The organism is Bacillus sp. TE9106W (genome assembly GCF_054062215.1).
In genome coordinates, this window is the sequence record NZ_JBSSFA010000009.1 from 173,823 (window position 1) to 200,491 (window position 26,669).

General features: G+C 35.8%; 28 protein-coding genes and 1 rRNA gene. 17 read left to right on the forward strand and 12 right to left on the reverse strand.

Annotated features, from left to right (window positions below; genetic code table 11):
- The first annotated feature begins 50 nt into the window (after positions 1 to 50).
- Positions 51 to 782 carry a pyruvate formate-lyase-activating protein gene (gene pflA / locus ACVWY7_RS17705; RefSeq protein ID WP_000238474.1) on the forward strand — a complete coding sequence of 244 codons (732 nt, stop codon included), beginning with the start codon at positions 51 to 53 and terminating at the stop codon, positions 780 to 782.
- Between the two features lie 412 nt (positions 783 to 1,194).
- Entirely contained in the window at positions 1,195 to 2,361 is a 1,167-nt protein-coding gene (locus ACVWY7_RS17710; RefSeq protein WP_000594708.1) for a diglucosyl diacylglycerol synthase, read from the forward strand.
- A gap of 364 nt (positions 2,362 to 2,725) precedes the next feature.
- On the opposite strand, the gene ACVWY7_RS17715 is transcribed toward ACVWY7_RS17710, so the two are convergent.
- The 4 genes from ACVWY7_RS17715 to ACVWY7_RS17730 form a co-directional block, all read right to left on the reverse strand.
- Positions 2,726 to 2,845 carry a YfhE family protein gene (locus ACVWY7_RS17715; RefSeq protein ID WP_000358485.1) on the reverse strand — a complete coding sequence of 40 codons (120 nt, stop codon included), beginning with the start codon at positions 2,843 to 2,845 and terminating at the stop codon, positions 2,726 to 2,728.
- A gap of 110 nt (positions 2,846 to 2,955) precedes the next feature.
- A complete protein-coding gene (locus ACVWY7_RS17720; protein ID WP_000914736.1) occupies positions 2,956 to 3,513 on the reverse strand; it encodes a GNAT family N-acetyltransferase in 558 nt (185 codons plus the stop codon).
- A gap of 241 nt (positions 3,514 to 3,754) precedes the next feature.
- Positions 3,755 to 4,885 (reverse strand): amidohydrolase, encoded by a 1,131-nt coding sequence (locus ACVWY7_RS17725; RefSeq protein ID WP_073523139.1) that lies wholly within the window; start codon positions 4,883 to 4,885, stop codon positions 3,755 to 3,757.
- A 140-nt stretch (positions 4,886 to 5,025) separates the two neighbouring features.
- Positions 5,026 to 5,931, reverse strand: a complete 906-nt coding sequence (locus ACVWY7_RS17730) for a TIGR01777 family oxidoreductase (protein WP_073523137.1) — start codon at positions 5,929 to 5,931, stop codon at positions 5,026 to 5,028.
- Between the two features lie 81 nt (positions 5,932 to 6,012).
- Between ACVWY7_RS17730 and recX the strand changes: the two genes are divergently transcribed.
- Together recX and ACVWY7_RS17740 are read left to right on the forward strand one after the other, a co-directional pair.
- Complete coding sequence (recX, locus tag ACVWY7_RS17735) at positions 6,013 to 6,825, forward strand: recombination regulator RecX (RefSeq protein WP_000268520.1); 813 nt, start codon at positions 6,013 to 6,015, stop codon at positions 6,823 to 6,825.
- A 9-nt stretch (positions 6,826 to 6,834) separates the two neighbouring features.
- Positions 6,835 to 7,152, forward strand: coding sequence for a YfhH family protein (locus tag ACVWY7_RS17740; protein WP_001057035.1), 318 nt, complete (start codon positions 6,835 to 6,837; stop codon positions 7,150 to 7,152).
- Between the two features lie 64 nt (positions 7,153 to 7,216).
- Here the strand turns inward: ACVWY7_RS17740 and ACVWY7_RS17745 are convergent, their stop codons facing one another.
- Positions 7,217 to 7,369 carry a YpzG family protein gene (locus tag ACVWY7_RS17745; protein ID WP_000122093.1) on the reverse strand — a complete coding sequence of 51 codons (153 nt, stop codon included), beginning with the start codon at positions 7,367 to 7,369 and terminating at the stop codon, positions 7,217 to 7,219.
- 43 nt (positions 7,370 to 7,412) lie between these two features.
- On the reverse strand, positions 7,413 to 7,571 hold the full coding sequence (locus ACVWY7_RS17750; protein ID WP_000517891.1) for a small, acid-soluble spore protein K: 159 nt from the start codon (positions 7,569 to 7,571) through the stop codon (positions 7,413 to 7,415).
- A gap of 121 nt (positions 7,572 to 7,692) precedes the next feature.
- Here ACVWY7_RS17750 and ACVWY7_RS17755 point away from each other — a divergent pair, with 121 nt between their 5' ends.
- Positions 7,693 to 7,959 (forward strand): YfhJ family protein, encoded by a 267-nt coding sequence (locus tag ACVWY7_RS17755; RefSeq protein ID WP_000998168.1) that lies wholly within the window; start codon positions 7,693 to 7,695, stop codon positions 7,957 to 7,959.
- A 24-nt stretch (positions 7,960 to 7,983) separates the two neighbouring features.
- Here the strand turns inward: ACVWY7_RS17755 and ACVWY7_RS17760 are convergent, their stop codons facing one another.
- Positions 7,984 to 8,964: a metal-dependent hydrolase gene (locus ACVWY7_RS17760; RefSeq protein WP_000379125.1), complete on the reverse strand. Its 981-nt coding sequence runs from the start codon at positions 8,962 to 8,964 to the stop codon at positions 7,984 to 7,986.
- Between the two features lie 149 nt (positions 8,965 to 9,113).
- On the opposite strand from ACVWY7_RS17760, the gene mutY reads away from it, so the two are divergent.
- The gene (gene mutY, locus ACVWY7_RS17765; protein WP_456523882.1) at positions 9,114 to 10,220 is read left to right on the forward strand and encodes an A/G-specific adenine glycosylase; all 1,107 of its coding nucleotides are present in this window, start codon (positions 9,114 to 9,116) and stop codon (positions 10,218 to 10,220) included.
- Positions 10,221 to 10,253: 33 nt separating this feature from the next.
- Here the strand turns inward: mutY and ACVWY7_RS17770 are convergent, their stop codons facing one another.
- On the reverse strand, positions 10,254 to 10,478 hold the full coding sequence (locus tag ACVWY7_RS17770; protein WP_000275443.1) for a hypothetical protein: 225 nt from the start codon (positions 10,476 to 10,478) through the stop codon (positions 10,254 to 10,256).
- Positions 10,479 to 10,603: 125 nt separating this feature from the next.
- Between ACVWY7_RS17770 and ACVWY7_RS17775 the strand changes: the two genes are divergently transcribed.
- From ACVWY7_RS17775 to ACVWY7_RS17790, 4 genes are all read left to right on the forward strand, one after another.
- On the forward strand, positions 10,604 to 10,885 hold the full coding sequence (locus ACVWY7_RS17775) for a gamma-type small acid-soluble spore protein (RefSeq protein WP_000039039.1): 282 nt from the start codon (positions 10,604 to 10,606) through the stop codon (positions 10,883 to 10,885).
- Between the two features lie 188 nt (positions 10,886 to 11,073).
- Positions 11,074 to 11,334: a YgaB family protein gene (locus ACVWY7_RS17780; RefSeq protein ID WP_000997580.1), complete on the forward strand. Its 261-nt coding sequence runs from the start codon at positions 11,074 to 11,076 to the stop codon at positions 11,332 to 11,334.
- A gap of 242 nt (positions 11,335 to 11,576) precedes the next feature.
- Positions 11,577 to 12,107, forward strand: coding sequence for a nucleoside tri-diphosphate phosphatase (gene ntdP, locus ACVWY7_RS17785; RefSeq protein ID WP_000506628.1), 531 nt, complete (start codon positions 11,577 to 11,579; stop codon positions 12,105 to 12,107).
- A gap of 54 nt (positions 12,108 to 12,161) precedes the next feature.
- A complete protein-coding gene (locus ACVWY7_RS17790) occupies positions 12,162 to 13,922 on the forward strand; it encodes an ABC transporter ATP-binding protein (protein WP_073523136.1) in 1,761 nt (586 codons plus the stop codon).
- A gap of 13 nt (positions 13,923 to 13,935) precedes the next feature.
- Here ACVWY7_RS17790 and ACVWY7_RS17795 read toward each other — a convergent pair whose 3' ends face one another.
- The 3 genes from ACVWY7_RS17795 to hemL form a co-directional block, all read right to left on the reverse strand.
- Positions 13,936 to 15,024, reverse strand: coding sequence for an aromatic acid exporter family protein (locus tag ACVWY7_RS17795; RefSeq protein ID WP_000765785.1), 1,089 nt, complete (start codon positions 15,022 to 15,024; stop codon positions 13,936 to 13,938).
- Positions 15,025 to 15,284: 260 nt separating this feature from the next.
- Positions 15,285 to 19,721, reverse strand: a complete 4,437-nt coding sequence (locus ACVWY7_RS17800) for a glutamate synthase-related protein (protein ID WP_073523134.1) — start codon at positions 19,719 to 19,721, stop codon at positions 15,285 to 15,287.
- Positions 19,722 to 19,919: 198 nt separating this feature from the next.
- The gene (gene hemL / locus ACVWY7_RS17805; RefSeq protein ID WP_073523132.1) at positions 19,920 to 21,224 is read right to left on the reverse strand and encodes a glutamate-1-semialdehyde-2,1-aminomutase; all 1,305 of its coding nucleotides are present in this window, start codon (positions 21,222 to 21,224) and stop codon (positions 19,920 to 19,922) included.
- Between the two features lie 121 nt (positions 21,225 to 21,345).
- Here hemL and ACVWY7_RS17810 point away from each other — a divergent pair, with 121 nt between their 5' ends.
- From ACVWY7_RS17810 to perR, 6 genes are all read left to right on the forward strand, one after another.
- On the forward strand, positions 21,346 to 22,359 hold the full coding sequence (locus ACVWY7_RS17810; protein WP_000843645.1) for an ABC transporter ATP-binding protein: 1,014 nt from the start codon (positions 21,346 to 21,348) through the stop codon (positions 22,357 to 22,359).
- Positions 22,352 to 23,143, forward strand: a complete 792-nt coding sequence (locus ACVWY7_RS17815) for an ABC transporter permease (protein ID WP_000521523.1) — start codon at positions 22,352 to 22,354, stop codon at positions 23,141 to 23,143. Before ACVWY7_RS17810 ends, ACVWY7_RS17815 begins: the two co-directional genes overlap by 8 nt.
- A gap of 4 nt (positions 23,144 to 23,147) precedes the next feature.
- Positions 23,148 to 23,933 (forward strand): ABC transporter permease, encoded by a 786-nt coding sequence (locus ACVWY7_RS17820; RefSeq protein ID WP_000639352.1) that lies wholly within the window; start codon positions 23,148 to 23,150, stop codon positions 23,931 to 23,933.
- A gap of 72 nt (positions 23,934 to 24,005) precedes the next feature.
- Positions 24,006 to 24,410, forward strand: coding sequence for a potassium channel family protein (locus tag ACVWY7_RS17825; RefSeq protein ID WP_000964357.1), 405 nt, complete (start codon positions 24,006 to 24,008; stop codon positions 24,408 to 24,410).
- A gap of 44 nt (positions 24,411 to 24,454) precedes the next feature.
- Positions 24,455 to 24,910 (forward strand): thioredoxin-dependent thiol peroxidase, encoded by a 456-nt coding sequence (gene bcp / locus ACVWY7_RS17830; RefSeq protein WP_000259039.1) that lies wholly within the window; start codon positions 24,455 to 24,457, stop codon positions 24,908 to 24,910.
- Positions 24,911 to 25,208: 298 nt separating this feature from the next.
- Positions 25,209 to 25,637 carry a peroxide-responsive transcriptional repressor PerR gene (perR, locus tag ACVWY7_RS17835; RefSeq protein ID WP_000237826.1) on the forward strand — a complete coding sequence of 143 codons (429 nt, stop codon included), beginning with the start codon at positions 25,209 to 25,211 and terminating at the stop codon, positions 25,635 to 25,637.
- 210 nt (positions 25,638 to 25,847) lie between these two features.
- Here perR and ACVWY7_RS17840 read toward each other — a convergent pair whose 3' ends face one another.
- Complete coding sequence (locus tag ACVWY7_RS17840) at positions 25,848 to 26,204, reverse strand: YgzB family protein (protein ID WP_000025064.1); 357 nt, start codon at positions 26,202 to 26,204, stop codon at positions 25,848 to 25,850.
- Between the two features lie 386 nt (positions 26,205 to 26,590).
- Here ACVWY7_RS17840 and ACVWY7_RS17845 point away from each other — a divergent pair.
- Positions 26,591 to 26,669: ribosomal RNA gene (locus tag ACVWY7_RS17845) — 16S ribosomal RNA — on the forward strand; the annotation flags it as partial.

The window sequence follows — 26,669 nt, forward strand, 5'->3', positions numbered from 1 at the left end:
GCATTTTATAAACAGCAGAGGGAGGCTGTTTCAATAAAGGAGGAAGTAACATGGTAAAAGGAAGAATTCATTCTGTAGAGTCTTGTGGTACTGTTGATGGCCCAGGAATTCGTTATGTCATATTTACACAAGGGTGTTTATTACGTTGTCAATATTGTCATAATGCTGATACGTGGGAGATCGGTAAAGGAAAAGAAATAACAGTCGAAGAAGTAATGCAGGATGTGACATGTTACCTTCCTTTTATTGAAGCTTCCGGAGGCGGTATAACAGTTAGTGGTGGGGAACCATTATTACAGCTAGATTTCTTAATTGAATTATTTAAGAAATGTAAGGAAATTGGAATTCATACAACAATTGATTCTTCAGGTGGGTGTTATTCTGAAGAACCAGAATTCCAAAACAAGCTAGACATTTTAATGGAGTACACAGATTTAGTTTTATTGGATTTGAAACATATTGATTCAAAGAAACATCGTAAATTAACAGGAAAACCAAATGAACATATTTTACAATTTGCTCGTTATTTATCGGATAAAAATAAACCGATTTGGGTACGACACGTATTAGTTCCTGGTGTTACTGATAATGAAGAGGATCTACAAAAGTTATCTAGCTTTATTCAAAGTCTGTCTAATGTTCAAAAAGTTGAAGTGTTACCATACCATAAGCTTGGTGTATATAAATGGGAGGCACTTGGACATAAGTATCCACTTGCGAATGTAGAACCACCTACTGAAAAAAATGTAGAAGAAGCAAGACATATTTTACAAGCAGTCTAATCCAAATATTGGATTAGGCTTTTTGCTTTCTTTACAATAAAACCTAGAGTATATATAAAGAAAAGAGTATACTAAAAATAGAATATCCATATTTTTGTAAGGAATAAGTAGAGAAATTTACATAATTGTAAAGGGAAATCAAAATAGTAAAAAGAATTAAGAAGTAAAAGAGTGAGTATCATGGAATAGAGAACATTTGTAAGTTATTGCGAAAGCTCTTATAGGAAAGTATAATGTAAAGATATGAGCACAGATAGGATTAAGGGGTCAATCTTATATGCTTTGCATATCCACGACAGGTACATAGCTGAAAGAGAAATATTAGAGTCTGTTTATGTAATTTTTAAGGAAAATGTTTTTCCTATTGTCGTATATGCAATATGGAGAAACAATAAGCTAGGAGTGGATTTGTTTGATAAAAAACCCCAAGGTTTTAATATTAACTGCACATTACGGTAACGGTCATGTGCAAGTAGCGAAAACATTAGAACAAACATTTCGCCAAAAAGGAATTAAAGATGTAATTGTATGCGATTTGTTCGGAGAATCACATCCGGTTATAACCGATATTACAAAATATTTATATTTAAAAAGTTATACAATTGGAAAAGAATTATACCGCTTGTTTTATTATGGCGTAGAAAAAATTTATGATAAAAAAATAGCATCTTGGTATGCGAATTTTGGAAGAAAACGCTTGAAATTACTTTTACAAGCAGAGAAACCGGATATTGTTATTAATACCTTTCCGATTATAGCTGTACCAGAATTAAAAAAGCAAACAGGTATTTCAATTCCTGTGTATAACGTATTAACGGATTTTTGTGTGCACAAAATATGGATTCATCGGGAAGTAGATCGTTATTTTGTAGCAACTGATCACGTAAAAAAAGTTATGGTTGATATCGGTGTGCCTGCGGAGCAAATTGTTGAAACCGGAATTCCGATTCGTAGTAGTTTTGAGTTAAAGATCAATCCAGACATTATATATAATAAATATCAGTTATGTAAGAATAAAAAGATTTTACTAATTGTAGCAGGTGCTCATGGGGTATTAGGAAGTGTAAAAGAACTATGCCAATCATTTATGTCAGTACCTGATTTACAAGTAGTTGTCGTTTGTGGGAAAAATGAAGCATTAAAACAGGATTTGGTAGGGGTACAGGAAACAAATCCTGATGCATTAAAAGTATTTGGTTATGTTGAAAATATTGATGAACTATTCCGCGTTACTTCTTGTATGATTACAAAGCCAGGCGGTATTACGTTAAGTGAGGCGGCAGCATTGCAAGTACCTGTCATTTTATATAAGCCTGTTCCAGGACAAGAAAATGAAAATGCGATGTACTTTGAAAGAAAAGGAGCTGCAGTTGTCATTCGTGATGATAGTGAGGTTTTTGCAAAAACAGAGGCGTTATTACAAGACGATATGAAGCTTCTTCAAATGAAAGAAGCGATGAAAAGCATTTATCGTCCGGAGCCAGCTGATCATATTGTGGATACAATTTTGGCAGAAAATCATGTAGAACCGAATCATATACCTATTAAATCACCTGCTCTTGCACAATCATTTACTTAATATGAAACCCTCTTTTGTATGTTTAAAGAGGGTTCTTTATTGTTCTCTAAGATAAAGACTTATCCACATGAAGATTGCGTTTTCATTAAACAGTAAAGTCGGAATATTAACAACTATATCCACATTATCCACAATTTTTAGAAAAATATCCACAATTCTAACATTTAATGTACGTTGCAATATATAAACTTGTGAAAGGTTTGTTGAATTTATGCACAATTCCATAAATTATGTGGATAACGTTATCCACATAAAAAAAGGTTCCTTATTTATAAGGAACCTTTTTTCTACTCTATCACGTAGAAAAAATATGTAATGAGAATGAATAATTAGGGGGGAGAACTTCTAATTATTCATTCTCACTTTAAATACTTTTCGAGCGATAACCCGCTGCGCGATCTGCTTTACGAAATTCTCGTTGGTAGAGAACTTCTTGTGTACTAGATAACGCGTTTTTTGTTTTGTCACGTTTCTTTTTATCCATTACAAATCACCTCGTGTCCGAAAGTTACTATCTATCGTTTCCAAAGACATGGGGTGATATACGTATATATCAAAATGTTAATGGTTAATTATTATTTCTGAAAATTTAGATTATGCTTCTTTTAAGTGATGTGCATCTTGGAACGTTGTATCGCGCATTGTAGCAAGTGTATATTGATCTTTTGGAATTTCATATAAGTTATATACTTCTTCATTCGCATTAATTTCATCATAAACAGCTTTTCTTGTTTCATTTGCTAGATTTACATATTGTAATTTCTCTGCAGCTTTAATAGAACGAATATTTATTTTGCGAATACGCATAAAGATTGTTTCAATATCTAGCTCGTAGAAAAGTTCGCTAAAAAATGAATCTTTTGCCAATTTATTGTAGCCTTTTCCATGATAAGGTTTGCCAAGCCATGTTCCAAGGAATCCAGCTTTTTCTTGCACATCAAATAAAGTAATTGTTCCGATAGGGTTACCCCATTCATCTAAAATTGTGCGTGAAATTAATTCTCCACGCTCTTCAGCTTCAATCGTTTGTTTCGTTAAAAATAAATATTCCTCATAAGAATAAGCCTTTTGACGCACAAAAGGGAAGACAGCTGGATCCACCATTAACTCGTATAGAACGTGGCTGTCGTGTAAGTCGCGTTTTTTTAACATACTAACTCCTCCTCACACGAGGGTAGCATGACGAAAAAACACCCCACCCTCGAAATTTTTATATCAATCTTTAAAAAATTTCGGGGTGGGAATCGAACCCACTAGAACCAGTTTCTAACGCTGGTGGCGCACCATTTGCCTTCCCCATTCATCAATTTGAAAATGATAATCACGACACAAATTGATTATGGTTTCATTCAGTTTATAATCGTATAATACTTTATCTAGTCAAAAAAATAAACTAGTTTTTTTTATTTTTTTTGTAAATTATTTTTCCATCAATCATAGTTAGTACAGGCTTGGCTAAATAATGGAAAGGATGATGGGTCCACAGCACAAGATCAGCGTCTTTTCCAACCTCAATGCTTCCAATTCTATCCTCTAAACGTAGATTTCGTGCTGGAAATATAGTAATTCCTTCTAGTGCAGTTTTTTCGTCTAATCCTTCCCTTACTGCGACAGCAGCACAAAGATTTAAATATTGAATGGGTGTATAGGGGTGATCTGTTGTGATGGAAACTTCCACTCCACTTTTCGACAATATATGGTAAGTATCCCATGTTTTATTTTTTAGTTCGATTTTAGAACGGCGTGTAAGCGTGGGGCCAACTGAAACTTTCAAATTGTGCTTCGAAAGTTCTTCAACAATAAAGTGTCCTTCTGTACAATGTTCAATACGTAAATCGAGATTGAACTCTGTTGCAAAACGTAGAGCAGAACTAATATCGTCTGCTCGGTGAGCGTGGATACGTACGGGTATTTCGCGGCGTAATGCTTTTAAAATAGGAAGCATTCGAAAATCAGCTTCATGCCCGTAGTGCTGTGCTTCATAAAATGATTCCCGAAGTAATCCCATAATTCCCATACGCGTAATGGACTCTTTTGTTCCATTACTATGGACTTTTTTAGGATTTTCGCCAAAGGCAATCTTTAAGCCAGCAGGTTCTTGAATAATCATATGATCAATACAAGTTCCGGCTGTTTTTATTACACAAGTCGTACCACCAATAATGTTTTGACTTCCTGGCATAACGTGAACAGTTGTAATTCCATTTTGTACAGCATCTTGAAATGCAATATCCAAAGGGTGGATTCCGTCTAAAGAACGGATATGTGGTGTTGAAACTTCAGATGTTTCATTTGCATCATTGCCAGCCCAACCAGTACCTTCATCGTAGAGACCAAGATGAGTATGGACATCAATAAATCCAGGTAAAAGATGAAGAGCACGTGCATCTATAACTGTCATATCTTGAGTAGCTTGAATGAAAGGCTTGACCTCAGCAATTTTTTCTCCTATAACGAGTACATCCCCTTGAAATTTTTGGGATGTAATAGGATAGACCATGGCTTGTTTGAGCAATATTTTCATAGGTACCTCATTTCTGTTACTTTATAATGTTAATGGAATGTAAGGAAAAGTAACTGAACGATTATTTGTGTAATAATGCTCCGGATTCTAGAAAATGAAAATTTTGGAAGTAACCCCTGTAAAACTATGTTTTAGAAGTACTACATTGTATGCGAAAGTATATTTTGTAATGCATGGTCTATTGTTGGAAATGTGTATTGATACCCATGCTCAATTGCTTTACTAGGTAATACATGTTGTCCTTCTAGTACAAGTATGCTCATCTCACCTAATAAAGCATGAAGCATAAATGAAGGGACAGGTAACCAATGAGTTTTTTTCATTATAGTTGCAATGGTTTCTCCAAATTCCTTCATTCTTATAGGCTCTGGAGCTGTAATGTTGAGCGGGCCATCAATTTCTCTTTTGTGTATGATGAAATCAATCATGGAAGCGACATCGTCTATATGAATCCATGATAACCATTGCTTTCCAGATCCAACTGTACCTCCGATATAGAATTGATAGGGAAGTAGCATTTTGGGAAGGGCTCCTCCGTCTGGACCTAATATGACTCCGAATCGTGCATAGATTGTTCGTATTCCGAGAGAGCGTGCTTTAGATGCTTCTTGTTCCCATGAATATACTGTATTTGCTAAAAAGTCATTTCCAGGAGTCACATGCTGTTCTGTAAAAGACTCGGTTTCAGACGTTCCATAGTATCCAATGGCACTTGCGTTAATAAATGTGTGTGGTTTTGTAGGGAGTGCCTGCAATTGTTTAATGAGTCCTTTTGTTGTTTGAATTCTACTGTTTAAAATGACTTTCTTTTGTTTCTTTGTCCATCTACTATTAATAGACTCTCCAGCTAGATTAATAACTACATCAATAGAAGAGAGAGGGAAGGTTTGTAAATCTGGTGTCCATTGCACATACTGAAGGTTAGGGTGAGAAGTTTCAGTAGTTTTTTTTCTTGTGAGAATGTAAACCGTATATCCTTTTTGAATAAAAAAAGTAGAAAGGTATGTACCGATAAAGCCGGTACCACCAGAAATTGCGATTTTCACAAGTATTTCCTCCTCATTATATATATTCTTGAAAAGCAAAAACGTTCCTTAACTATGTTAAAATAATAGAGAGGTGAGAGTATGGCTGTCATTACAAAAATAGAAGTACAAAAACGATCGAAAGAACGGTTTAATATTTATATCGATAAAGGTCAAGGTGAAGAATACGGATTTAGTGTGAATGAAGTAATCTTAATAAAACACGGATTACAAAAGGGCTTAGAAATTGATGAAATAGCGTTAGGAAATATTTTGTACAATGAAGAGGTACAAAAAGCATATTTACAAGCAATTTCCTATTTATCCTATCAAATGAGAACGAAACTAGAAATAGAAGATTTTTTACGAAAAAAAGAAGTGGGACAGGCCATCATCTCTGAAGTCGTTTCGAAATTATTACATGACCGATATATTAATGATAAAGAGTATGCTATTTTATATACGAGAACGCAAAGTAATGTGAATCGAAAAGGTCCAACGGTTATTAAAAGAGAGTTGTTAAATAAAGGTGTTCAGGATCTAATTATTACGCATAGTTTACAAGAATATCCGAAGGAAAAGCAAATTGAGAATGCTTTAATTCTTATAGAAAAGAAGAAAAAGTCTTATCAAAAGCATTCCTTTTTACAAATGAAACTAAAATTAGACGAAATGCTTGTTCGTAAAGGATATTCTAGAGATGTGATTCAAATTTGTTTGGAAGAATTGAAAGACGAAAAAGATGACGAAAAGCAACAAGAAGCGTTACACTATCATGGGAACAAATACTATGAGAAATATAAGAAGTATGATGGGTGGACGTTTGAAAATAAGATGAAACAAGCGTTATATCGTAAAGGATTCTCTATTGATGAGATAGAGATATTTTTGCAAATGAAACGTGAAGAGGGATGAGGGAATAAAATGAATATGCCAAAACGCTACAGTGAAATGACACCATATGAGCTAAGGGAAGAAATTGGGGTTTTGAAAGAGCAAGCAATAAAAGCTGAGCAACTTGGAATTGTAAATGAGTTCGATGTATTAATGCGAAAGATAGCAATGGCTCGTGCTTATATGACTGACATAAATAAATTCCATATTGGTGAGACGTATGAATTAGTAGAAGAACCTGGTATATTATTTGAAATTACGTATTTCAATGGGGTATTTGCTTGGGGACATAAGCAAAATGATAATGAAGAGATTGGAATACCGATTTCTTTATTACAAGAAAAATAAAAACCAGAGAGCGAATATCTCTCTGGTTTTCATCTTTGGTAGGCGTTACAGGAGATAGGAGATTCTAAAATTGGCGTTTTTTACATTCATTCGCCAATATAATGAGAGACTGGGTTTGTTGCGTCTGTCCGTTAACTTGCGCTTTTGCATGTTTCGGACGAGTCCACGTATGGTTAAATAATTCAGAACGACTATCTAAGCGATCACGGTAGCTCATCTTTATCACCTCGTGTAGGAAGTTAAAGTTAAATTACTTTGTACTACTCTTCCTGCTGATTTGCAGCACGCATACGTTCTTGTGGGTGCGTGTTAATTGTGCCGTTAGGTCGCTTCGAAGCGAAGCGTGATTTCGCTTTCGGTTGACCGTCGATTTTGCTGTTGTTTTTTGACTCAGACCAAAATTCGGCTTGTTTACCCATTGCGAACGCCCTCCTCATCATCAGTTGATACCCCTTGAAGAAGTATCAATTATAGAATGTGCAAAATAGAAGAAACTATCCTTTAGAAATGAAGGGATAATTAGGTAAAGGAGATTAGAACATGAATGATATTTATGAAGTATTAACGAAAGAACTATTAGACAAAAATGACAAACTTTCTTACGCACAAGCTCGTGCGTGGGTTGAATTACTGTGGGAAGATTTTCAAACGACTTATGCGAAATCAGGTCGTTATCAAGGAGAAGAAATGACTGAACAAGTGGTGCGATCATGGATTAATAATCATGGAGGACGCCTTCATGAAATGCGTACAAATAATCCGAAATATAGCCATCTAATCAATCAAGAAGATCATTTGAAACATTAAAAAAAGCGACTGAAGTCGCTTTTTTTAATGTGGAAGTAACTCCAGTTTTTTTCGAAGTTTTTCTTCACTAAAAATCCATCCTGTATAGGAACTAATAATATTTAAATTATGATCGAGTTGAACGATTGCAACGAATGGATAATAATCTTTACTGCGATAGCGCAAATCAATGAATCGCACTTCGTAATAATGATCATAATCGAAAATATCCCAGCGATACACAGGAGAGAAAGATAAAAACGCTGAGATGTTTTCATCTTGTTTAGCTGCGCGCATAATAGCATTGTCTGGGAACGGTACCCGATCGAACTTGTCATATATCATGATATTACCACGGTGCCATCTCGCAACGTAGTAATAATCAGCCGTAACGACTGCTAAATGGTAATGATAAAATCGGTAAGAAGGAGAAATGATAATCTTTTCGACATTTTTGAAACGTTTGTGTACAACGCTTCTTATATTTCTGTGCATCATAATCCGTCCGATGTAGTAAATAATCATTAATATATACGCTGCTAAGGCAGTATACCCTTTATGGGAACCTACGAGCATACAAGCAATTGCGAGTATATGGATAAAGAAAATGACGGTATCAAATGTATTAATGATGCCGAGTGCTACCCATTTTTTTGTGAAGGGCCGTAATGCTTGTGTACCGTAGGCATTGAAAATATCTACAAAGACGTGAAGAAAGACGGCAATAAATGACCAAAGTAGTAGATGAAGATATGGAGCGTCTGAAAAGAAGGCGAAAGAGATGCCACTTATAAGGAACGACCAAAGAATTACTGCAGGAATGGAATGAGTAATCCCGCGATGATTTCTTATATATTTAGCGTTATTACGCAATTTTAAAACTGTATCGATGTCAGGAATATTGGAGCCGGCAATTGTAGCAAGCATAACTGCTTGTGGCCCGATATCACTTTGTGCTATGGCTGGATCTAACGTGGCCAAACTGCCTAGAGTAACGCCCATAACAAGGTGAGTGGCTGTGTCCATAGAAATCCACCTCCGTTTTTTATTAATGTAACTCTTTTTATTCGATACCTCAAGTCCTTTGCCTTCTATTTCCTATGTCATCTTACTTAAATTTTTTCCTAAAATCTTTATAATAGTACTTATATGCAAAAAAATGAGGGGGACCAAGTTTGACACTTGAAATATTAAATAATTTTAACATAGAGCAGTTTCAAAATGATTTAATTGGTTGGTTTGAAAAAGAGCAACGCGACTTACCGTGGCGTAAAAATAAAGATCCATACCGCGTTTGGGTTTCAGAAATTATGTTGCAGCAAACGAGGGTAGAAGCTGTAAAACCATATTACGCGAATTTTATGGGGAAGTTCCCTACTCTAGAAGCTTTGGCCAATGCTGATGATGAAGAAGTGTTAAAAGCATGGGAAGGTTTAGGGTATTATTCTAGAGCGCGAAATTTACATGCGGCTGTAAAAGAAGTAAAAGAAGTAAAAGAAGTATATGGTGGGATTGTGCCAAGTGATGTAAAGAAGATTGAGAAATTAAAAGGAGTCGGCCCCTATACAAAAGGTGCTATTTTAAGTATCGCATATGGCATACCAGAGCCGGCAGTTGACGGAAATGTTATGCGTGTATTGTCTCGTATTTTATCAGTATGGGATGACATTGCAAAACCGAAAACTAGAAAAGTGTTTGAAGAGATTGTGCGTGAAATTATTTCGGCTGAAAATCCATCTTATTTTAATCAAGGTTTGATGGAATTAGGAGCACTGATTTGTATTCCTAAAAATCCAGCATGCTTACTTTGTCCTGTTCGTGAGCATTGCAGGGGATATGCTGAAGGTGTTCAAAAGGAATTACCAGTAAAAAGTAAAGCGAAAGCTCCAACGATGGTACCGATTGTTGCAGGAGTACTTCAAACGGAAGATGGTCGTTACGTCATTAATAAACGTCCAAGTACCGGTTTATTAGCTAATATGTGGGAGTTTCCGAATGTTGAACTTGGCGAAGGGATTCGTAATCAGAAGGAACAGCTTATAGATTATATGAAGGAAAAATTTGAGCTTTCGATTTCTATTGAAGAATACGCAATGAATGTACAACATACGTTTACACATCGCACTTGGGATATATTCGTATTTTATGGAAAAGTAACTGGTGATATTGTTGAAACAGATACATTGAAATTTGTATCGAAAGAAGCATTTGAGCAGTTACCTTTCTCTAAATCGCATCGTACGATTTATGAGAATTGTGTTGAGAAAATTACAATGCAATAAACAAAAAAGTGTTCCCAGGTTGGGAACACTTTTTTAATCGTAAGAAATTTTTGTCCCGTGAGTCCAACTAGCTTCACCTTCTTGTAAGCCACCTCTTGATTCAATTTCTATTACAATTTCTTTATAAATACTTTGGCCTTCTGCGTTTAAATAAGGCAAAATCTGTTGTAATGAATGATGAAAATAAGCTAATTCATCGTCTTTCCATTCGTTTTTTGAAACCATTGTTAGTTCAGTCATATCGCGTCCTATATACATATTCCCACCTCCATTTTCTATAGTTTGAATGAGTAACAAGAGATATATGCGGAATTTTTTTAAAAGAAAATTACGGATAGCTTCCAGTTGAATTGGTTACATTATTGATTGTGGAGGTGAGAAAGATGAGTAAAAAACAACAAGGTTATAACAAAGCAACTTCTGGTGCTAGCATTCAAAGCACAAATGCTAGTTATGGTACAGAGTTTGCGACTGAAACAAATGTACAAGCAGTAAAACAAGCAAACGCACAATCAGAAGCTAAGAAAGCGCAAGCTTCTGGTGCACAAAGTGCAAATGCTAGTTATGGTACAGAATTTGCAACTGAAACAGACGTGCATGCTGTGAAAAAACAAAATGCACAATCAGCTGCAAAACAATCACAATCTTCTAGTTCAAATCAGTAATGAAAGAAAAACACTTCTCTAACTCGTGAGAAGTGTTTTCTTTGTGCTTTGGCCATGGTAATGAAAATAAATCGAACGACATAACTTCTAATAAGTCAACAAATGTAGTCAAAGGAGAAGGAAGTTACAGGTTAGAAATATGTAATGAGGAATAATAACTGATAAATAAGTCCAAAAGGGGGTAAGTAATGAACGATTTTGATAAGTTGGTAGGAGAGCAATTGGAAACGATGGATGAGTTGTTGAAGTTACAAGCTCATCTAGAAAAGTATCAGCAAATTGAAATGAGCGAAAAGGATACGTGCGATAAAAAGGAATTACATTTTATCCGCCAGGAAATATATAGAACAGAATTAGCACTCAAGCTATTGCATGAGAAATTTGAAGAGCAAACAAATAATGTGATTCAATCTTTTGAAACTGAAAAAATGATTTCAAATTTAGGATAAGATATACCGCTATCTTCAGATAAAAGGTCCTTCTTTACATGGAAATAAAGAAGGGCTTTTTTTATTCTCATTTCCTTGTTTGTAAATAAAACCCTCGTCTCCTAAGAAGATTAAAGATATCGTATTCAGTGTGATAAATGGAGCCTTGGCGCTTTAGTTTTAAAATTTCGACAAAAAAGTTATAATAGAAAAAAAGTGAATGCAGCTCAAAGGGCATTTGCAGTTGAAAGAAGGGAGCATATATGGGATTTCCCAAAGAAGGAGAAAAAGTACAAATACATAGTTATAAACATAATGGCTCCATTCATAGAATGTGGGAAGAGACAACAATTTTAAAAGGGACACAGAGTCTTGTAATCGGAGCGAATGATCGTACAGTAGTGACGGAATCAGATGGCCGAACATGGATTACTCGTGAACCAGCAATTTGTTATTTTCATGCAAACTATTGGTTTAATGTAATTGGAATGTTAAGGGAAGAGGGAGTATACTATTATTGTAATTTAAGCTCACCTTTTGCATATGATTCTGAAGCGTTAAAGTATATTGATTATGATTTAGATATTAAAGTGTATCCAGACATGACATATACGCTTTTAGATGAAGATGAGTATGAAAAACATAGTCAAATTATGCAATATCCACCTGTGATTGATACGATTTTAAAACGAAATGTAGCACAATTAACACAATGGATTCATCAAAGAAAAGGGCCATTCGCGCCTGATTTCGTAGATATGTGGTATGAAAGATATTTAATGTACAGAAATTAAAACAAACCTGCAGGGGATTTCCCGGCAGGTTTGTCCTATTAGAGGGGGGATTATGTGCAAGGTATAAAAAGATATTTGCAATTTGTTAAACCATATCGATGGCTTATTGCTATTACGATTATGATTGGTCTAGTTAAATTCGGCATCCCGCTTATTATGCCGTGGTTATTAAAGTATATTATCGATGATGTAATTCAGGGCGGAGGGTCACTTCAAGATAAAACGTCCCAACTAGTAACAGCGATTGGGATTGCTTTTTTTATTTTTGCAGTATTAAGACCACCAATTGAATATTATCGTCAATATTTCGCGCAACGTATCGCAAATACAATACTATATGATTTGCGAAAACATATTTTTGGTCATTTACAAAAGTTGAGTTTACGTTATTATTCGAATACAAAAACAGGGGAGATTATTTCACGTGTCATTCATGATGTAGAGCAAACGAAGGACTTTGTAATTACTGGTTTGATGAATGTTTGGTTAGATACGGCAACAATTGCTATCGCTATTATTGTTATGTTTTCTATGAATATAAAATTGACATTTGTTGCGCTACTAATTTTACCTATTTATGTAGTAGCAGTGAAATATTTTTTCGGGCGTCTTCGTAAATTGACGAAGGAGCGTTCACAAGCGTTAGCAACGATGCAAGGATATTTACATGAACGTATTCAAGGGATGCAAGTGACACGTAGCTTTGCATTAGAAGAGTATGAGGGGAAGCAGTTTGAAAAAAGAAATAATGAATTTTTGACGAAAGCGTTAACGCATACGAGTTGGACGGCGAGAACATTTTCGGCAGTAAATACGTTAACAGATTTAGGGCCGTTACTTGTAATTGGTTTTGCAGCATATGAAGTGATTCAGGGGCAGTTAACATTAGGGACTATGGTTGCCTTTGTTGGATATATGGATAGTTTGTATAGTCCGCTTCGCCGCCTTGTTAATTCATCTACGACATTAACGCAGTCTTTCGCATCGATGGACCGAGTGTTTGAACTGTTAGATGAAAAATACGATATTGTCAATGTGCCAAGTGCAGTACAAACGAAAAAATTAAATGGTGAAGTGATATTTGATAATGTATCTTTTCGTTACAATGCGGATGAAAAAGAGATATTACATAACCTTTCGTTAACTATGTTGCCAGGAGAGAAGGTAGCACTTGTAGGAGCGAGTGGGGGAGGGAAGTCATCTCTTGCTAGTTTAATACCACGTTTCTATGATGTTTCCTCAGGGGCAGTTTATGTAGATGGAATAGATGTCAGAAAGTATGATATGAGAAATTTACGTAGCCATATTGGGATTGTACTGCAAGATAATTTGTTATTTAGCGATACAATCGGGGCAAACATTTTATATGGAAATCCGAAAGCTAAAGAGGAAGAAGTAATTGCAGCTGCCAAAGCTGCGCAAATTCATGATTTTATTATAGAGTTACCTGATGGTTATGATACTGTCGTTGGGGAACGTGGTGTGAAGTTATCTGGTGGTCAAAGGCAACGTGTAGCGATTGCACGAGTGTTTTTAAAGAATCCATCATTACTTATATTAGATGAAGCGACTTCCGCTTTAGATTTAGAAAATGAACGATATATTCAAGAGGCGCTTCAGACGTTAGCTGCTGATCGAACGACAATCATAATTGCACATCGATTGGCGACGATTACGCATGTGGATACGATTATTTACATTGAAGATGGTGAAATTAAAGAGACAGGTTCTCATGAAGAATTAATGAAAAAAAGAGGATATTATTACAACTTATATCAACTTCAACATATAACAGAAACAGCTCCTTTAGCGTAAAAGGAGCTGTTTTTTATTCGTCTTCTTTTTTATCATCGATTTTAAGTTCTGCTTCTGGTTTATGGTATGTGTAGAAGCTATCCACAAGTAAATCTAAATGCTCTACTTCTTCACTATAGTTAATAATGGCAGAAATAAGAGGGAAGAGATGTAACCATGTTTTATATGCTTCTTCATCGTCCTTGTTTTGATATTCCATAAAGATATCAATTAATTCTTGTTTACCTGTTTCAACTTCATCAAGCATTTCAACGGATTGTTGTTTTTTTGCTTTACCAATAAATTTTAATAAAACTTGTTCATGGTAATGCGTTAATGAATCAAGTTCGTTTTGGATAGATTCTTGAAATTCTTCTGGCATATAGCGCAATTCATTTTCAGTACGATGTAATGATTTTAACGTACTTAAAGCACGGCTTGTCGTCGCTAACATTTGTCTGAATAAAACGAGCTTACGAATTTTTGCGAACTGTACTTTTTTCGTGTAACTTCTTTCTTCTTTATACAGCAAATAGTAATGGTTTAATTTGATCATTTTTTCTTTCATACGATCAATATCAGTTTTTAGCGTTGTAAAATCAGAAGCTTGCCTGCTATTCATTCGAATCCATTTTACAATTTCTTCTGTGTTATCAACGATGCGATGATATAGCTTTGTTTCGTATTTGGGCGGCATAAATACTAAATTTACAAGTGAAGCGGCAATAATACCAACCATAATCGTCGCAAATCGAAGTAAGGCAAAACTAAAGAAATCTTCGCCCTGATATTCCATAATAGCGATAACAGTTACTAAAGCGATTGATATTGTGTTTTCTAATCGTAATTGCAATGTAAGAGCAATTACTAATATACATGTTAATCCAATAATAAAAGGATTATGTCCAAAAGCAGTAGCGAATGCGATAGCGAATACCGCACCAATGACGTTTGCTTGAATTTGTTCAAGTGCAGTTAAATACGAACGGTATACAGACGGTTGAACAGCGAAGATAGCTGAGATTCCCGCAAATACCGGACTCGGTAAGTTAAGTAAAATACAAGCAAATAAAGCTAATGTGATGGCAATACCCGTTTTTAAAATGCGAGCACCAAGTTTCATACCCTAAATAAGATCCTTTCTCTTGTCATAATGAATGTACAACATGATACTATACATTCATTACAATATGTTAGCAAGTGATATTTTAGTGACGTTAATAAGAAATTAAGATTCATTTTATACTTTTTCCTAATTCTTTTGAAACATCAATTTTTAGTAAAAAAACCTGCTGAATTCCAGCAGGTTTCAAATTGTTACTATAGATTACTATGAGAAGTGTACTTCGTCAATTTTTTTCTTGAAGGTGAAAAATAGGTATATCACTCTGTTGAGATAGATGGATCAGCCTGCTCTTTTTTCGGGATGATTTCAAAAAACTGTTGCTGCATATCATCGAGTAACGGTGTTAACAAAGCAACTTCTTCATATTGTTCATGTTCATTTAATACACGGATATAATCTAGTAATAACTCGGTTACATCTCGCACACCATTTTTACTAATTGGTTGTAATGTAACATTTGCTCCTTTTGCGATTCTTCTTTTTAAGGCCTGTTCTGTTAAACCTAAGCTTGAATCATGACGTAAATAAACAACGCCGCCAGTCATACCAGCACAGATCCATGGACCAGGATCCCCTAAAACAAGCGCTCGCCCATTTGTCATATATTCAAAAGCAAAACCTTTAATATTAGAGTATGCTCCTATATTCCCTTGCTCTTTTTCTCGGAGTGGCTTTGTCATGCGCCCTCCAATTATCATGTCTGCTCCAGAGAGACGAATGCCAGCGCGAGCATCAGCGTTACCTTGAACGTATAACGCTCCTTTTTGTGCACCGTATCCAAAACCTTTTCCGACAGAACCGTTATAATATAGGCCATCTTTTCCTTTTGCTTTTGTTATATAAATACCACCACCAAAGGAGGTTTTACCAATACCATCTTGTGCACCGCCATTTACATGTATAAATAAATTTTCACTATTGTAAGCACCTAATCCATTTCCAGGAATCGAGCCATTCGTATACTTTAATGTAAGTGGTTCAAGTTTTGTATCTTCATATAATTTACTACGAACGCGATAGCAAGATTCTAGACCGCCCATAACGCGTTGCTCTACACCAACGCCTACTAATTCTTTTGAATGAGGGGAATGAACTGTTTCAAATTGCTTTTCTAGTACGTGTACTGTTTTTGTAACAGATGGATGTTCTATCGTTTGTAGTAAATTACATAAGTTTAATAAATTTTTGCCTCGAACTTGTTCTAATAAATCAGAACGCCCGACAATTTCTTGTAAGTTTGTATAGCCAAGATTTCCTGTTAATCGTTTTAGTTCTTCGCCAAAAGTAGTGAATAAATGTAATAATCCAGCCACGGCACTTTCTAGTTCGCGCGGGACGAAGCGGCGTAATCCGTGTTCTTTCGCCTGAGCTTCAGATTCAATTTGTGTTGCAATTCCAACGTGACAAGTATCTAGATGACATCCGCGGCAAGTTGTACAGCCGATTGCAATCATGGATAATGTACCAAATCCAATGCGATTTGCTCCAAGGAGCATGATTTTCAAGGCATCATTCACACTTCGAATACCACCATCAGCCCAAATTTCTACGTTATGTCTCATATTTGCTTCTAATAAAGCATTGTGAGCGGCTTTCACACCAATTTCTACAGGAAGCCCTACATGTTGCAATGCGTGAATACGTGCAGCCCCTGTACCACCATCAAATCCGCTAATGTTAATAAAATCAGCACCAGCTTTTGCGATACCGACAGCAATTGTTCCAATGTTAGGGACGACAGGAACTTTTACAGCTACTTTCGCAAGTTGATTGGCCGTTTTAATTTCTGTAATCATTTGAGCTAAATCTTCAATGGAATAAATATCATGATTGTTAGAAGGTGAAATTAAATCTGAGCCAATTGTTGCATTACGTGCTTCAGCGATTTTGGCTGTTACTTTTGAACCTGGCAAATGTCCACCTTCACCAGGCTTTGCGCCTTGCCCAATTTTTATTTCAATTAAGTTTGATGAATTTAGTAGTTCTGCGTTTACGCCAAATCGCCCAGATGCAACTTGTTGTCCACGTGTATGTGGATATTTTCCAATCATATCTTTAATTTCGCCGCCTTCACCGTTCAAGCTAATCATATTTAGCTGGTCGGCCGCTTCTGCATATGCACGAAAGGCAATTTCATTTTGAGAGCCAAATGACATGGAACTAATAATAAATGGTAAATCATGATTTTGAATGCTGATAGATACCTCTTCAGTTGGAATGACATGTTTTGTTTCTTTCGTTTGAATAAGGTGTCTAATCGCAATTGGATTATTTTCTTCTAATTCGCTTAACTTGTCACGGTAATCATCATAAGAGTTTCCTTTTGCGACATCACCGATTGCTTTCCAAATTCGCGGGAATATATGAAAAGATTTTCGTATTCTAACTTTCGGATCGTTATAATCATCCGCTCGCATTTTTGCATCTTCAGCAAGTGATTCAAGAGAAAAGGCTAAATCATTTGAACCTAAGAAATTTGTAATTTGCAATATATTTGCGATTTCCTCATGTAATCCAATAGAAGAATAGAGGCGACCGTAACCACGCAATTCATGAATTCCAATTGTTGAAATGACTTTTTCCAGTCCTTTATTAAGTGCACTGTATAAATTCGTAATTGGTGTTTTTGTCCCATCATTTACGGTTGCAAATAATAAATAGGGATTAATACTATCTGCTCCTAATCCATACAGTGTGACGATATCGTGTAAGGAGCGAAGGGCACCCGAGCGTATAACGAGAGAGCAGTTTCGGCGTAATTTATTTTCGCTTAATACTTGATGTACTTTAGCAGTAACTAAATGTGGATCAATCCATAACCGTTCATTTAGATGAGCATCGGCATCGTCTATTAATAGTAGGGAAGCTCCATCGTTCACGGCTGTTATCGCTTCAGAACTAATTCGACTTAAGGCGCATTGTAAAGTTTCTGCCTGACTGAATGTAGCAGAAATGGTAGCGATAGAGCTATGAGTATTGAATAGTTCTATAAGTTGTTCATACGTAATTGTGTGTAATTCCTCTGCAATAGATTGTGCTACACTTCCTTCTAAAATAATTGGGGAAAGCATCTCAACTACAAATGGCTTTTTCGCGCCGCTTAATAAACTTGGGCGTTCTCCAAGTATCGTTCGTGTGGAGAAGTGTTCGACCTCTCGATCGCGATCGATTGCTGGGTTTGTAACAACAGCTACACTTTCCTTAATGAAGTCTGCGATATTTCTTCTATCAGTATCAAGCGCGGCAAGTGGTGAGTCATGCCCAAGTGATCGGATTGGCTCAACGCCTTTTGTTGCCATCTGTTCAAGAAGCTGAATGTGTTCTCGGTCCCATCCGAAAGCAACATATTGTTTCGTTTCAACTTGCATAGAATCACATGCATCTGGAATTTCTTTCGTTTTAGGGATAGATAAATGTAAATGATAATTGGTAACATCCACTTTCTTTTTAAAACGGTTATATACTTGAGTTTGGTAGTCGTCGTGTTCGTAGAGTACAAGTTCATCTTGTTCATTCCACTTTAGGCCGACTTTTTCTCCTGGAGCGAGTGGTTTTGGTTCTGCTACATATTCAGTTGGTGATACAACTCCAGGTTCAGAAGAGAAAATATAAGAGCTTTCTGTTTCAACCTTCCATACTGGTCGAAGTCCAAGGGAATCCACGCTGAAAACAGCTTCATCTTTATAACGTGAAATAATGCCAGCTGGACCTTGCGCAAAATGGCCCCATGCTTCACGTATATACGTATATAAATCTTGTAAATGTGTTTCATAAAGTTTAATTTCATTAATAATTGGTGGGAATAGTATATCCATTGCTTCAAATAAACTGTAGCCGTATTGAACAAGTAGAGTTTCTAAGGTGCGGTTTAAATCTTGGGAGTCACTGCCCCCAGCAGTAAGGGGAACGTGAATCATTTCAGCTTGATCGCGTAATTTTGCAATTGTGTTAATTTCACCATTATGTCCGAGAACACTAAATGGTTGTACACGAAAAAAATTAGATAATGTATTAGTAGAATAGCGATTGTGTCCTAGTGTCATAGTTGAAGCGATAAGTGGGTGTTGTAAATCATTGTAATAGGCAACAAGTGTATCCCCAGCACCGAGAACTTTATATACAACGTGATCACGACTTAAGGAAGCAACATGAATCGCTTCGTTTTCCTCTATTTTTATCGTTACTGAAAATAAGGTTTGCTCAATATTTACAACTTCATTTTCTGCGATAAGGGCAACTTGCCAAAATAAAGGTTCTTCTTGTTTACCAAGTGGACCGAGTGCATCGGAGTTGATTACATTGTCACTTTCGAAAAGAATTGCAAAGTTTTCGTTGTTTAGTTGTGTACGAATATGATTTTTTAAATCAACTATATTCTCGTTTTTGTTTAGAAAAAAATGTCCAACGATAAAGTGGGGATGATCCACAATCGTTGGATTATATCCGCTACTTTTTAATTTTTCATTCCAAAGAGCTTTTGGTACATCAATGTGAATGCCGATTCCATCGCCTTCGCCATTAATGAAACCAGCTCTATGATTCATTTTGACGAGCGATTGTATGCAGAGGTCAATGTTTTCTTTTGTAGGAATTTTTCGTTTCTCCATAACGGAAACGATTCCACACGCATCATGTTCTGCATTTTTATAATCTCGAAATAAAGACGGTGTCCATGTATTTGTTTTATTGAGCATCCGTCAATCCCCCCTCTTGTAAAAGTTAGAATAATCTTACTATTTAAGGTGTAGATCACCTTGTACACAGAGATAGTAATGATGTAAAAGAATATAAAACAGATAATTATGAATAATTATACTATTAATGCGGGATTTATGAAATAGAAAAAAGGAAAAAAGAAAGATGTGCTTTCTTTTTTCCTTTTAATGATGAGATTATTTATTGTCTGCTAAAGCAGCAAATGCTCTGCCTACAGCTTCAATTGTATATTTAATATCTTCTTTTGTATGCTCTGTTGTTAAGAACCATGCCTCGTATTTAGAAGGTGCTAAGTTAACGCCTTCTTGAAGCATTAGCTTGAAGAATTTGCCGAACATTTCCCCATCTGTATCTTGTGCTGCATCGTAATCTTCAATTGTATTTGTTGTGAAGTATACAGTTAAAGCACCTTTTAGACGGTTTAATGTAATATCGATATTATGTTTTGCAGCTTGCTCTAAAATTCCTTTTTCAAGCATTGCACCAAGCTCATCTAATTTCTCATAAAGCCCTTCTTGTTGAAGAACTTCTAGACAAGCAATACCAGATGCCATAGAAGCAGGATTTCCTGCCATTGTACCAGCTTGATATGCAGGTCCGAGCGGGGCAACTTGTTCCATAATTTCTTTCTTACCACCGTAAGCACCGATTGGTAGTCCGCCGCCGATAACTTTACCAAGTGCTGTTAAGTCTGGTGTTACGCCAAGTAAGTCTTGAGCGCCACCGTACATGAAGCGGAAAGCAGTAATAACTTCATCATAAATTACTAATGCACCAGCTTTATGAACAAGTTCATTCACTTTCTCAAGGAAGCCAGGTTTTGGCTCTACAATACCGAAGTTTCCAACAATCGGTTCTACAAGAATAGCCGCTACCTCATGTCCCCATTTATCTAATGCTTCTTTTAAAGTTTCTACATTATTAAATGGAACAGTAATAACTTCTTGAGCGATACTTTGTGGTACACCGGCTGAGTCAGGGGTTCCTAGTGTAGACGGGCCAGATCCAGCTGCTACAAGTACTAAATCAGAATGACCATGGTAACAACCAGCAAATTTCATAATTTTTGTGCGGCCTGTGTAAGCACGAGCGACACGAATTGTTGTCATTACTGCTTCAGTACCAGAGTTTACGAAGCGGACTTTATCTAATGCAGGCATTGCTTCTTTTAACATTTTTGCAAATTTTACTTCTAGTGCTGTTGGTGTTCCGTAAAGTACACCATTTTCAGCAGCAGTTGTAATTGCTTTTGTGATGTGTGGGTGAGCGTGTCCAGTAATAATAGGACCGTATGCTGCTAAATAATCGATATATTTATTTCCGTCTACATCCCAGAAATAAGCACCTTTTCCGCGTTCCATAGCAACAGGAGCGCCACCGCCAACTGCTTTAAAAGAACGAGAAGGACTATTAACGCCGCCAACGATATGTTCTAAAGCTTCTTTATGTAATGCTTCTGATTTTGTGAATTTCACTACCATTCATCTCCTTACAAAAATCTATGTATTATTCTAACATGTTTTTCGAAAAGACGTATTGTTTGTGATAGAGAAGGCAGTTGGGTAAACTATTCGTTGTGACATTTAGGAAGGGGGTCCGGTTATGAAATCGGTAATTGAGGTACAAGGGTTACGTAAAGAATTTACAGCCTATTCAAGTCGTCCAGGTTTAAAGGGTGCATTTCGCGATTTATTAAATCGTAATTATAAAATAGTACCAGCAGTAAATGATGTATCTTTTACTGTGAAACAAGGTGAAATGGTTGGATATATCGGTGAGAACGGTGCTGGTAAATCAACGACAATTAAAATGCTTACGGGGATTTTGACTCCGACATCAGGAGATATTTTAGTAAATGGAATGAATCCGCATAAGCAGAGGGAAGAATTTGTAAGAACTATTGGTGTTGTTTTTGGTCAACGCTCACAGCTTTGGTGGGATATTGCGGTACAAGAATCGTTTCGTTTATTAAAAAAGGTGTACGGTGTATCAGACGCTCAGTATAAAGAACATATGGAGCACGTGATTGAAACGTTAGATATTGGCCCTTTATTAGATAAGCCAGTTCGAAAGCTATCTTTAGGTCAAAGAATGCGTTGTGAATTAGCGGCAGCATTAATTCATAATCCGCCGTTATTATTTTTAGATGAACCAACAATTGGACTAGATGTACTTGTGAAATTGAAAATACGTGAGTTTTTAAAAGAAATGAATGAACGTTATAAAACAACAATTTTATTAACCACTCATGATATTACTGATATTGAGGCATTATGTGAGCGCGTTATTATGCTGGATGAAGGAAATATTATGTATGACGGTTCTTTAAATAATCTTCGTACGCAGTGGGGAGCAGAGAAAGAAATACATTTTCAGTTTGTTGCACCAGTTTCCTATCAGGCTTTATCAATGGTTATGCCAGATAGTCATGTCGTTTGGTCGAAAGCGAAAGAGGAAAACGCGTGGATTGCAAAAATACCGAATGAAGAAGTTATTATCTCAATGCTTATTTCTAAAGTAGTACAAGCATTTCAAATTAAAGATTTAAAAATTAATGAAGTGTCTACAGAGGAAATTATTCGTAACATTTATGAAGAAGGTATTAAACATGGGTAAGTACATTGAAATGATTCGAATTCGCTTTTTAATGATGCTTGCGTATCGCACAAATTATTATAGCGGGATTTTAATTTATACAATTAATATTGGCGCATATTATTTTTTATGGCAAGCAATTTATAGCGGAAAAGAGAATATTGAAAGTTTATCTATTTCGCAAATGACTACGTATATCGCCATTGCGTGGATGGCACGTGCCTTTTATTTTAATAATATAGACAGGGAAATTGCGATGGAAATTCAAGAAGGACGTGTAGCGGTAGAACTGATACGTCCATATAACTATTTAGGAATGAAAGTGATGCAAGGTCTTGGCGAAGGAATATTTCGTTTTGCATTCTTTTCCATTCCGGGTATGGTTATCGTTACCTTATTATTTTCATTGCAAATTACAACAAACTTTCAAACGTGGTTATATTTCTTCTTATCTTTAATATTTAGTTTTATTATTAATACACAAATTAATTTAATGACGGGAATGCTCACGTTCTTCCTATTTAATAATAGTGGAATTATGTATGCAAAACGTGTTGTTATTGATTTGTTTTCTGGTCTATTATTACCGATTAGTTTTTATCCGTTATGGGCCCAAAAGGCAATGGTGTTTTTACCATTTCAGGCCATTAGTTATATTCCGAGTATGATTTTTTCAGAAGGTATACAAGGAAGTAAATTGTATGAGGCATTATTATTCCAAGTAATTTGGGCAATTGTACTTATTATTCCAATTGTACTCATGTGGAGAACGGCGAGAAAACGTCTAATTGTACAAGGGGGATGATGAGATGATATATATAAAACTATTTTTGCAATATGCAAGCCAATATATAAAAACAAAATTGGAGTATCGGGGCGATTTTATCGTTGGGTTACTTTCTGATTTATCACTACAGGCTGTTAATTTAATTTTTATTCTCGTTGTGTTTGGACATACACAAGCATTAAAAGGCTGGAGTAGAGAAGAAGTAATCTTTATTTATGGTTTCTTTTTAGTGCCGTTTGCCATTTTCTCAGCTTTCTTTAACATATGGGACTTTAATGATCGTTACATCATTAAAGGAGAAATGGATCGTATATTAACGAGACCAATTCATAGCTTGTTTCAAATTATATTAGAAAGAATGGAACTTGAGTCTTTAATTGGGGCCATTACAGGAATGATTGTAATGGGGTATGCAGCTGTGGAGTTGCAACTATCTTTTTACTGGTATGATTTCTTCTTATTCTTACTGATGGTAGGAGGAGGCGCACTTGTGTACGGAGGAATATTTGTTACGCTTGCAAGCCTTGGTTTTTGGTCGGATGCGAAAAGTTCAATTATGCCGCTAATGTATAACATAGGTAATTATGGCCGCTATCCGGTTAATATTTATAACCGTGTGATTCGCTTCATTTTAACATTTGTTTTACCATTTGCGTTTGTCGGAGTGTATCCGGCAGCGTACTTTTTAAGAAAAACAGAGTGGAATAGCTATGCATTTGCAACACCGCTCGTTGGTGTTATCTGTTTTACAATTGCAATCACTCTTTGGAACCAAGGGGTAAAAAGGTACCGTGGTGCTGGCAATTAATTATAAAAGCTCGTTTGTTTCTAAGGGATAAATCTAATGGTCACCTCATACATATAAAATGAGGTGGAGGACATGTTATGGGGATTTATTCTATTAATTGTAGCAATTGCTATTTTGAGAAGTGTCCAATTGTTATGGAGTTCCTATTCAGATTCAACGCGTTTTTTTTCGCTGTATAATCTAGCCACATTATTTTTAATTTATACAACTGTACTAATTGCGTTTGGATTAAGTTATGTTGTATTAGAAGAAATGGGTTTTGCAGTTTTGAAAGAGGATGGAGAAAGCTTAAACGCTCACTCTTTTCAACTCGTTGAAATTTGTTTATATTTTAGCGCAGTTACTTTATTGTCCGTTGGATATGGTGATATATCTCCGATTGGAATTGGGCGGTGGATTGCAATTGGAGAAGCGCTAATTGGATATACATTACCGTTTGCTTTTGTGATGAGGTCTGTAATAGACAATGAAAAATAAGATGGCATTTGTTATAGTAAAAGAAAAGAATAGGAGTGATAACAATGGTTACAGTAGGAGAAATGGCACCGGAATTTACATTAGAGGGAAGTAACGGGGAACAAGTTCGCTTAGCTGATTTTCGTGGGAAAAATGTAGTTCTATATTTTTATCCGAAAGATATGACTCCAGGGTGTACAACTGAAGCGTGTGATTTCCGTGATTCTTATGGATTATTTCAAGAGAAGGACACGGTTATTCTTGGAGTGAGTCCGGATCCGGCAAATAGACATTTGAAATTCATTGAGAAGCATGAACTTCCATTTACACTTTTAGTAGACGAGGATCATAAAGTAGCAGAATTATACGATGTTTGGAAATTGAAAAAGAACTTTGGGAAAGAGTATATGGGAATCGAGCGTTCTACGTTCCTTATTGATAAAGACGGTGAGCTTGTAAAAGAATGGCGTAAAGTGAAAGTGAAGGGGCATATTGAAGATGTTCTTTCTTATATAAAGTAAATCCGTAGTGGAGATAAAATATATAGAAGTAAGGCAAGTGTCTATACATATTTTACTGTCTTACATAAAGTGAAGTGTAGGGCATACCTCCTCAGATGATAGTATTCCAAGTGCGATTATGTCGCACTTTTTTTCTATGTAAATGTATAGGAAATGGGTAAAGATACATAAGAATAAGGCTATATACAAAAATAAACCACATAGTTATAGTAGAAATATTGACGATTTATAAGAAAAGGAGTACACTCTTTATAAGAATTATAAAATAATAATCCGTATAGAATCGGGGTGCATGACGGTGGTCAAAGAAGAATTAAAAGAAGCGCTAGAAATGCTGAAAGATACGGGTGTACGCATTACTCCACAGCGTCATGCTATTTTAGAGTACCTTGTGGAATCAATGACGCACCCAACAGCAGATGACATTTATAAAGCATTAGAAGGTAAGTTTCCAAATATGAGTGTTGCAACTGTCTATAATAACTTACGTGTATTTAAAGAGGTTGGGCTTGTAAAGGAATTAACTTACGGAGACGCTTCAAGTAGATTTGATTATGTTACAAGTCAACATTATCATGTGATTTGCGAAAAATGTGGTAAGATTGTTGATTTTCCTTATGGAGGCTTGGAAAAGCTTGAAGAGGAAGCTGCGAAAACGACAGGCTTCGTTATTAATAGTCATCGCTTAGAAATTTATGGCGTTTGTCCAGAGTGTCATAAGGCGTAATATATAATAAAGAAAGAGGCTGACGGCTTTACGTCAACCTCTTTCTTTATTATATATGGGAATTTCGTTAGGCATCAGAATGATTTAAAATATTCAGTGTAGACCTATTTTAATTAAGGATAAATACAAAAGGTGATTTCTTCGTTAAGAAATCACCTTTTAATGTTTAGCACTGTAAGGCTACATTTTTCGTACTGTACTCATATGTGCCTATGATTTATAGCTCTTCTTATTATATTTTTCATTAAATTCTTTTCCTTCTAGATTTCGATCCATTGTTAAAGGTTGGTTGCAATGCATACATGCGTCGACACGACCGAGCATTTTTGTAGGTTTATCGCAGCTTGGACAAATAATTTGTACAGTTTTAGTAGATAACATACCAATCCAAAAGTAAACGACTGTACTAGCGATAACAGCTAAAAAGCCAACCATCATAAATGTTGTCATAATAATAATGTTCTCACGGAAAAAGACTCCTAAGTATGCAATGAAGAGGCCGATAAATACTAAACTTAATGCAAAGGTCCGGATTTTATTGATTTTGTTTGAATACTTAATGCTCATTCTCACCACGCTCCTATAACAATAATATAACATAAAATTTAGAATTTTCTATCGTACAGAAATATGGTAAAGTGATAAGATATGAAATGCAGAAGGAAGGGAGATTATAATGATTTTTGAAACATGTTTTTAAACTTTTAACGGGATGTGAAATTTTTTCATAAAAAGTATTGACCATGTATGTACTGCATGATATATTAATAACCGTCGCTGATGCGGAAACGCAGAAAACGATAAAAAGAAATTAAAAAACTTAGTTGACATCGAAAAACGAAGATGTTAACATAAGGAAGTCGCGAACGAGCGACTAAGTAGTTCTTTGAAAACTGAACGAAACAAACAACGTGAAACGTCAATTTTTATTTTAGACGCTAGACAAACTAACTTTATTGGAGAGTTTGATCCTGGCTCAGGATGAACGCTGGCGGCGTGCCTAATACATGCAAGTCGAGCGAATGGATTAAG

Excerpts from the sequence above, each read along its gene's own strand:
- pflA (WP_000238474.1), top strand. The coding sequence starts at position 51 with ATGGTAAAAGGAAGAATTCATTCTGTAGAGTCTTGTGGTACTGTTGAT.
- ACVWY7_RS17715 (WP_000358485.1), bottom strand. The coding sequence starts at position 2,845 with ATGGATAAAAAGAAACGTGACAAAACAAAAAACGCGTTATCTAGTACA.
- ACVWY7_RS17720 (WP_000914736.1), bottom strand. The coding sequence starts at position 3,513 with ATGTTAAAAAAACGCGACTTACACGACAGCCACGTTCTATACGAGTTA.
- ACVWY7_RS17725 (WP_073523139.1), bottom strand. The coding sequence starts at position 4,885 with ATGAAAATATTGCTCAAACAAGCCATGGTCTATCCTATTACATCCCAA.
- recX (WP_000268520.1), top strand. The coding sequence starts at position 6,013 with ATGGCTGTCATTACAAAAATAGAAGTACAAAAACGATCGAAAGAACGG.
- ACVWY7_RS17740 (WP_001057035.1), top strand. The coding sequence starts at position 6,835 with ATGAATATGCCAAAACGCTACAGTGAAATGACACCATATGAGCTAAGG.
- ACVWY7_RS17745 (WP_000122093.1), bottom strand. The coding sequence starts at position 7,369 with ATGAGCTACCGTGATCGCTTAGATAGTCGTTCTGAATTATTTAACCAT.
- ACVWY7_RS17750 (WP_000517891.1), bottom strand. The coding sequence starts at position 7,571 with ATGGGTAAACAAGCCGAATTTTGGTCTGAGTCAAAAAACAACAGCAAA.
- ACVWY7_RS17755 (WP_000998168.1), top strand. The coding sequence starts at position 7,693 with ATGAATGATATTTATGAAGTATTAACGAAAGAACTATTAGACAAAAAT.
- ACVWY7_RS17760 (WP_000379125.1), bottom strand. The coding sequence starts at position 8,964 with ATGGACACAGCCACTCACCTTGTTATGGGCGTTACTCTAGGCAGTTTG.
- ACVWY7_RS17770 (WP_000275443.1), bottom strand. The coding sequence starts at position 10,478 with ATGTATATAGGACGCGATATGACTGAACTAACAATGGTTTCAAAAAAC.
- ACVWY7_RS17775 (WP_000039039.1), top strand. The coding sequence starts at position 10,604 with ATGAGTAAAAAACAACAAGGTTATAACAAAGCAACTTCTGGTGCTAGC.
- ACVWY7_RS17780 (WP_000997580.1), top strand. The coding sequence starts at position 11,074 with ATGAACGATTTTGATAAGTTGGTAGGAGAGCAATTGGAAACGATGGAT.
- ntdP (WP_000506628.1), top strand. The coding sequence starts at position 11,577 with ATGGGATTTCCCAAAGAAGGAGAAAAAGTACAAATACATAGTTATAAA.
- ACVWY7_RS17795 (WP_000765785.1), bottom strand. The coding sequence starts at position 15,024 with ATGAAACTTGGTGCTCGCATTTTAAAAACGGGTATTGCCATCACATTA.
- ACVWY7_RS17800 (WP_073523134.1), bottom strand. The coding sequence starts at position 19,721 with ATGCTCAATAAAACAAATACATGGACACCGTCTTTATTTCGAGATTAT.
- hemL (WP_073523132.1), bottom strand. The coding sequence starts at position 21,224 with ATGGTAGTGAAATTCACAAAATCAGAAGCATTACATAAAGAAGCTTTA.
- ACVWY7_RS17810 (WP_000843645.1), top strand. The coding sequence starts at position 21,346 with ATGAAATCGGTAATTGAGGTACAAGGGTTACGTAAAGAATTTACAGCC.
- ACVWY7_RS17815 (WP_000521523.1), top strand. The coding sequence starts at position 22,352 with ATGGGTAAGTACATTGAAATGATTCGAATTCGCTTTTTAATGATGCTT.
- ACVWY7_RS17820 (WP_000639352.1), top strand. The coding sequence starts at position 23,148 with ATGATATATATAAAACTATTTTTGCAATATGCAAGCCAATATATAAAA.
- ACVWY7_RS17825 (WP_000964357.1), top strand. The coding sequence starts at position 24,006 with ATGTTATGGGGATTTATTCTATTAATTGTAGCAATTGCTATTTTGAGA.
- bcp (WP_000259039.1), top strand. The coding sequence starts at position 24,455 with ATGGTTACAGTAGGAGAAATGGCACCGGAATTTACATTAGAGGGAAGT.
- ACVWY7_RS17840 (WP_000025064.1), bottom strand. The coding sequence starts at position 26,204 with ATGAGCATTAAGTATTCAAACAAAATCAATAAAATCCGGACCTTTGCA.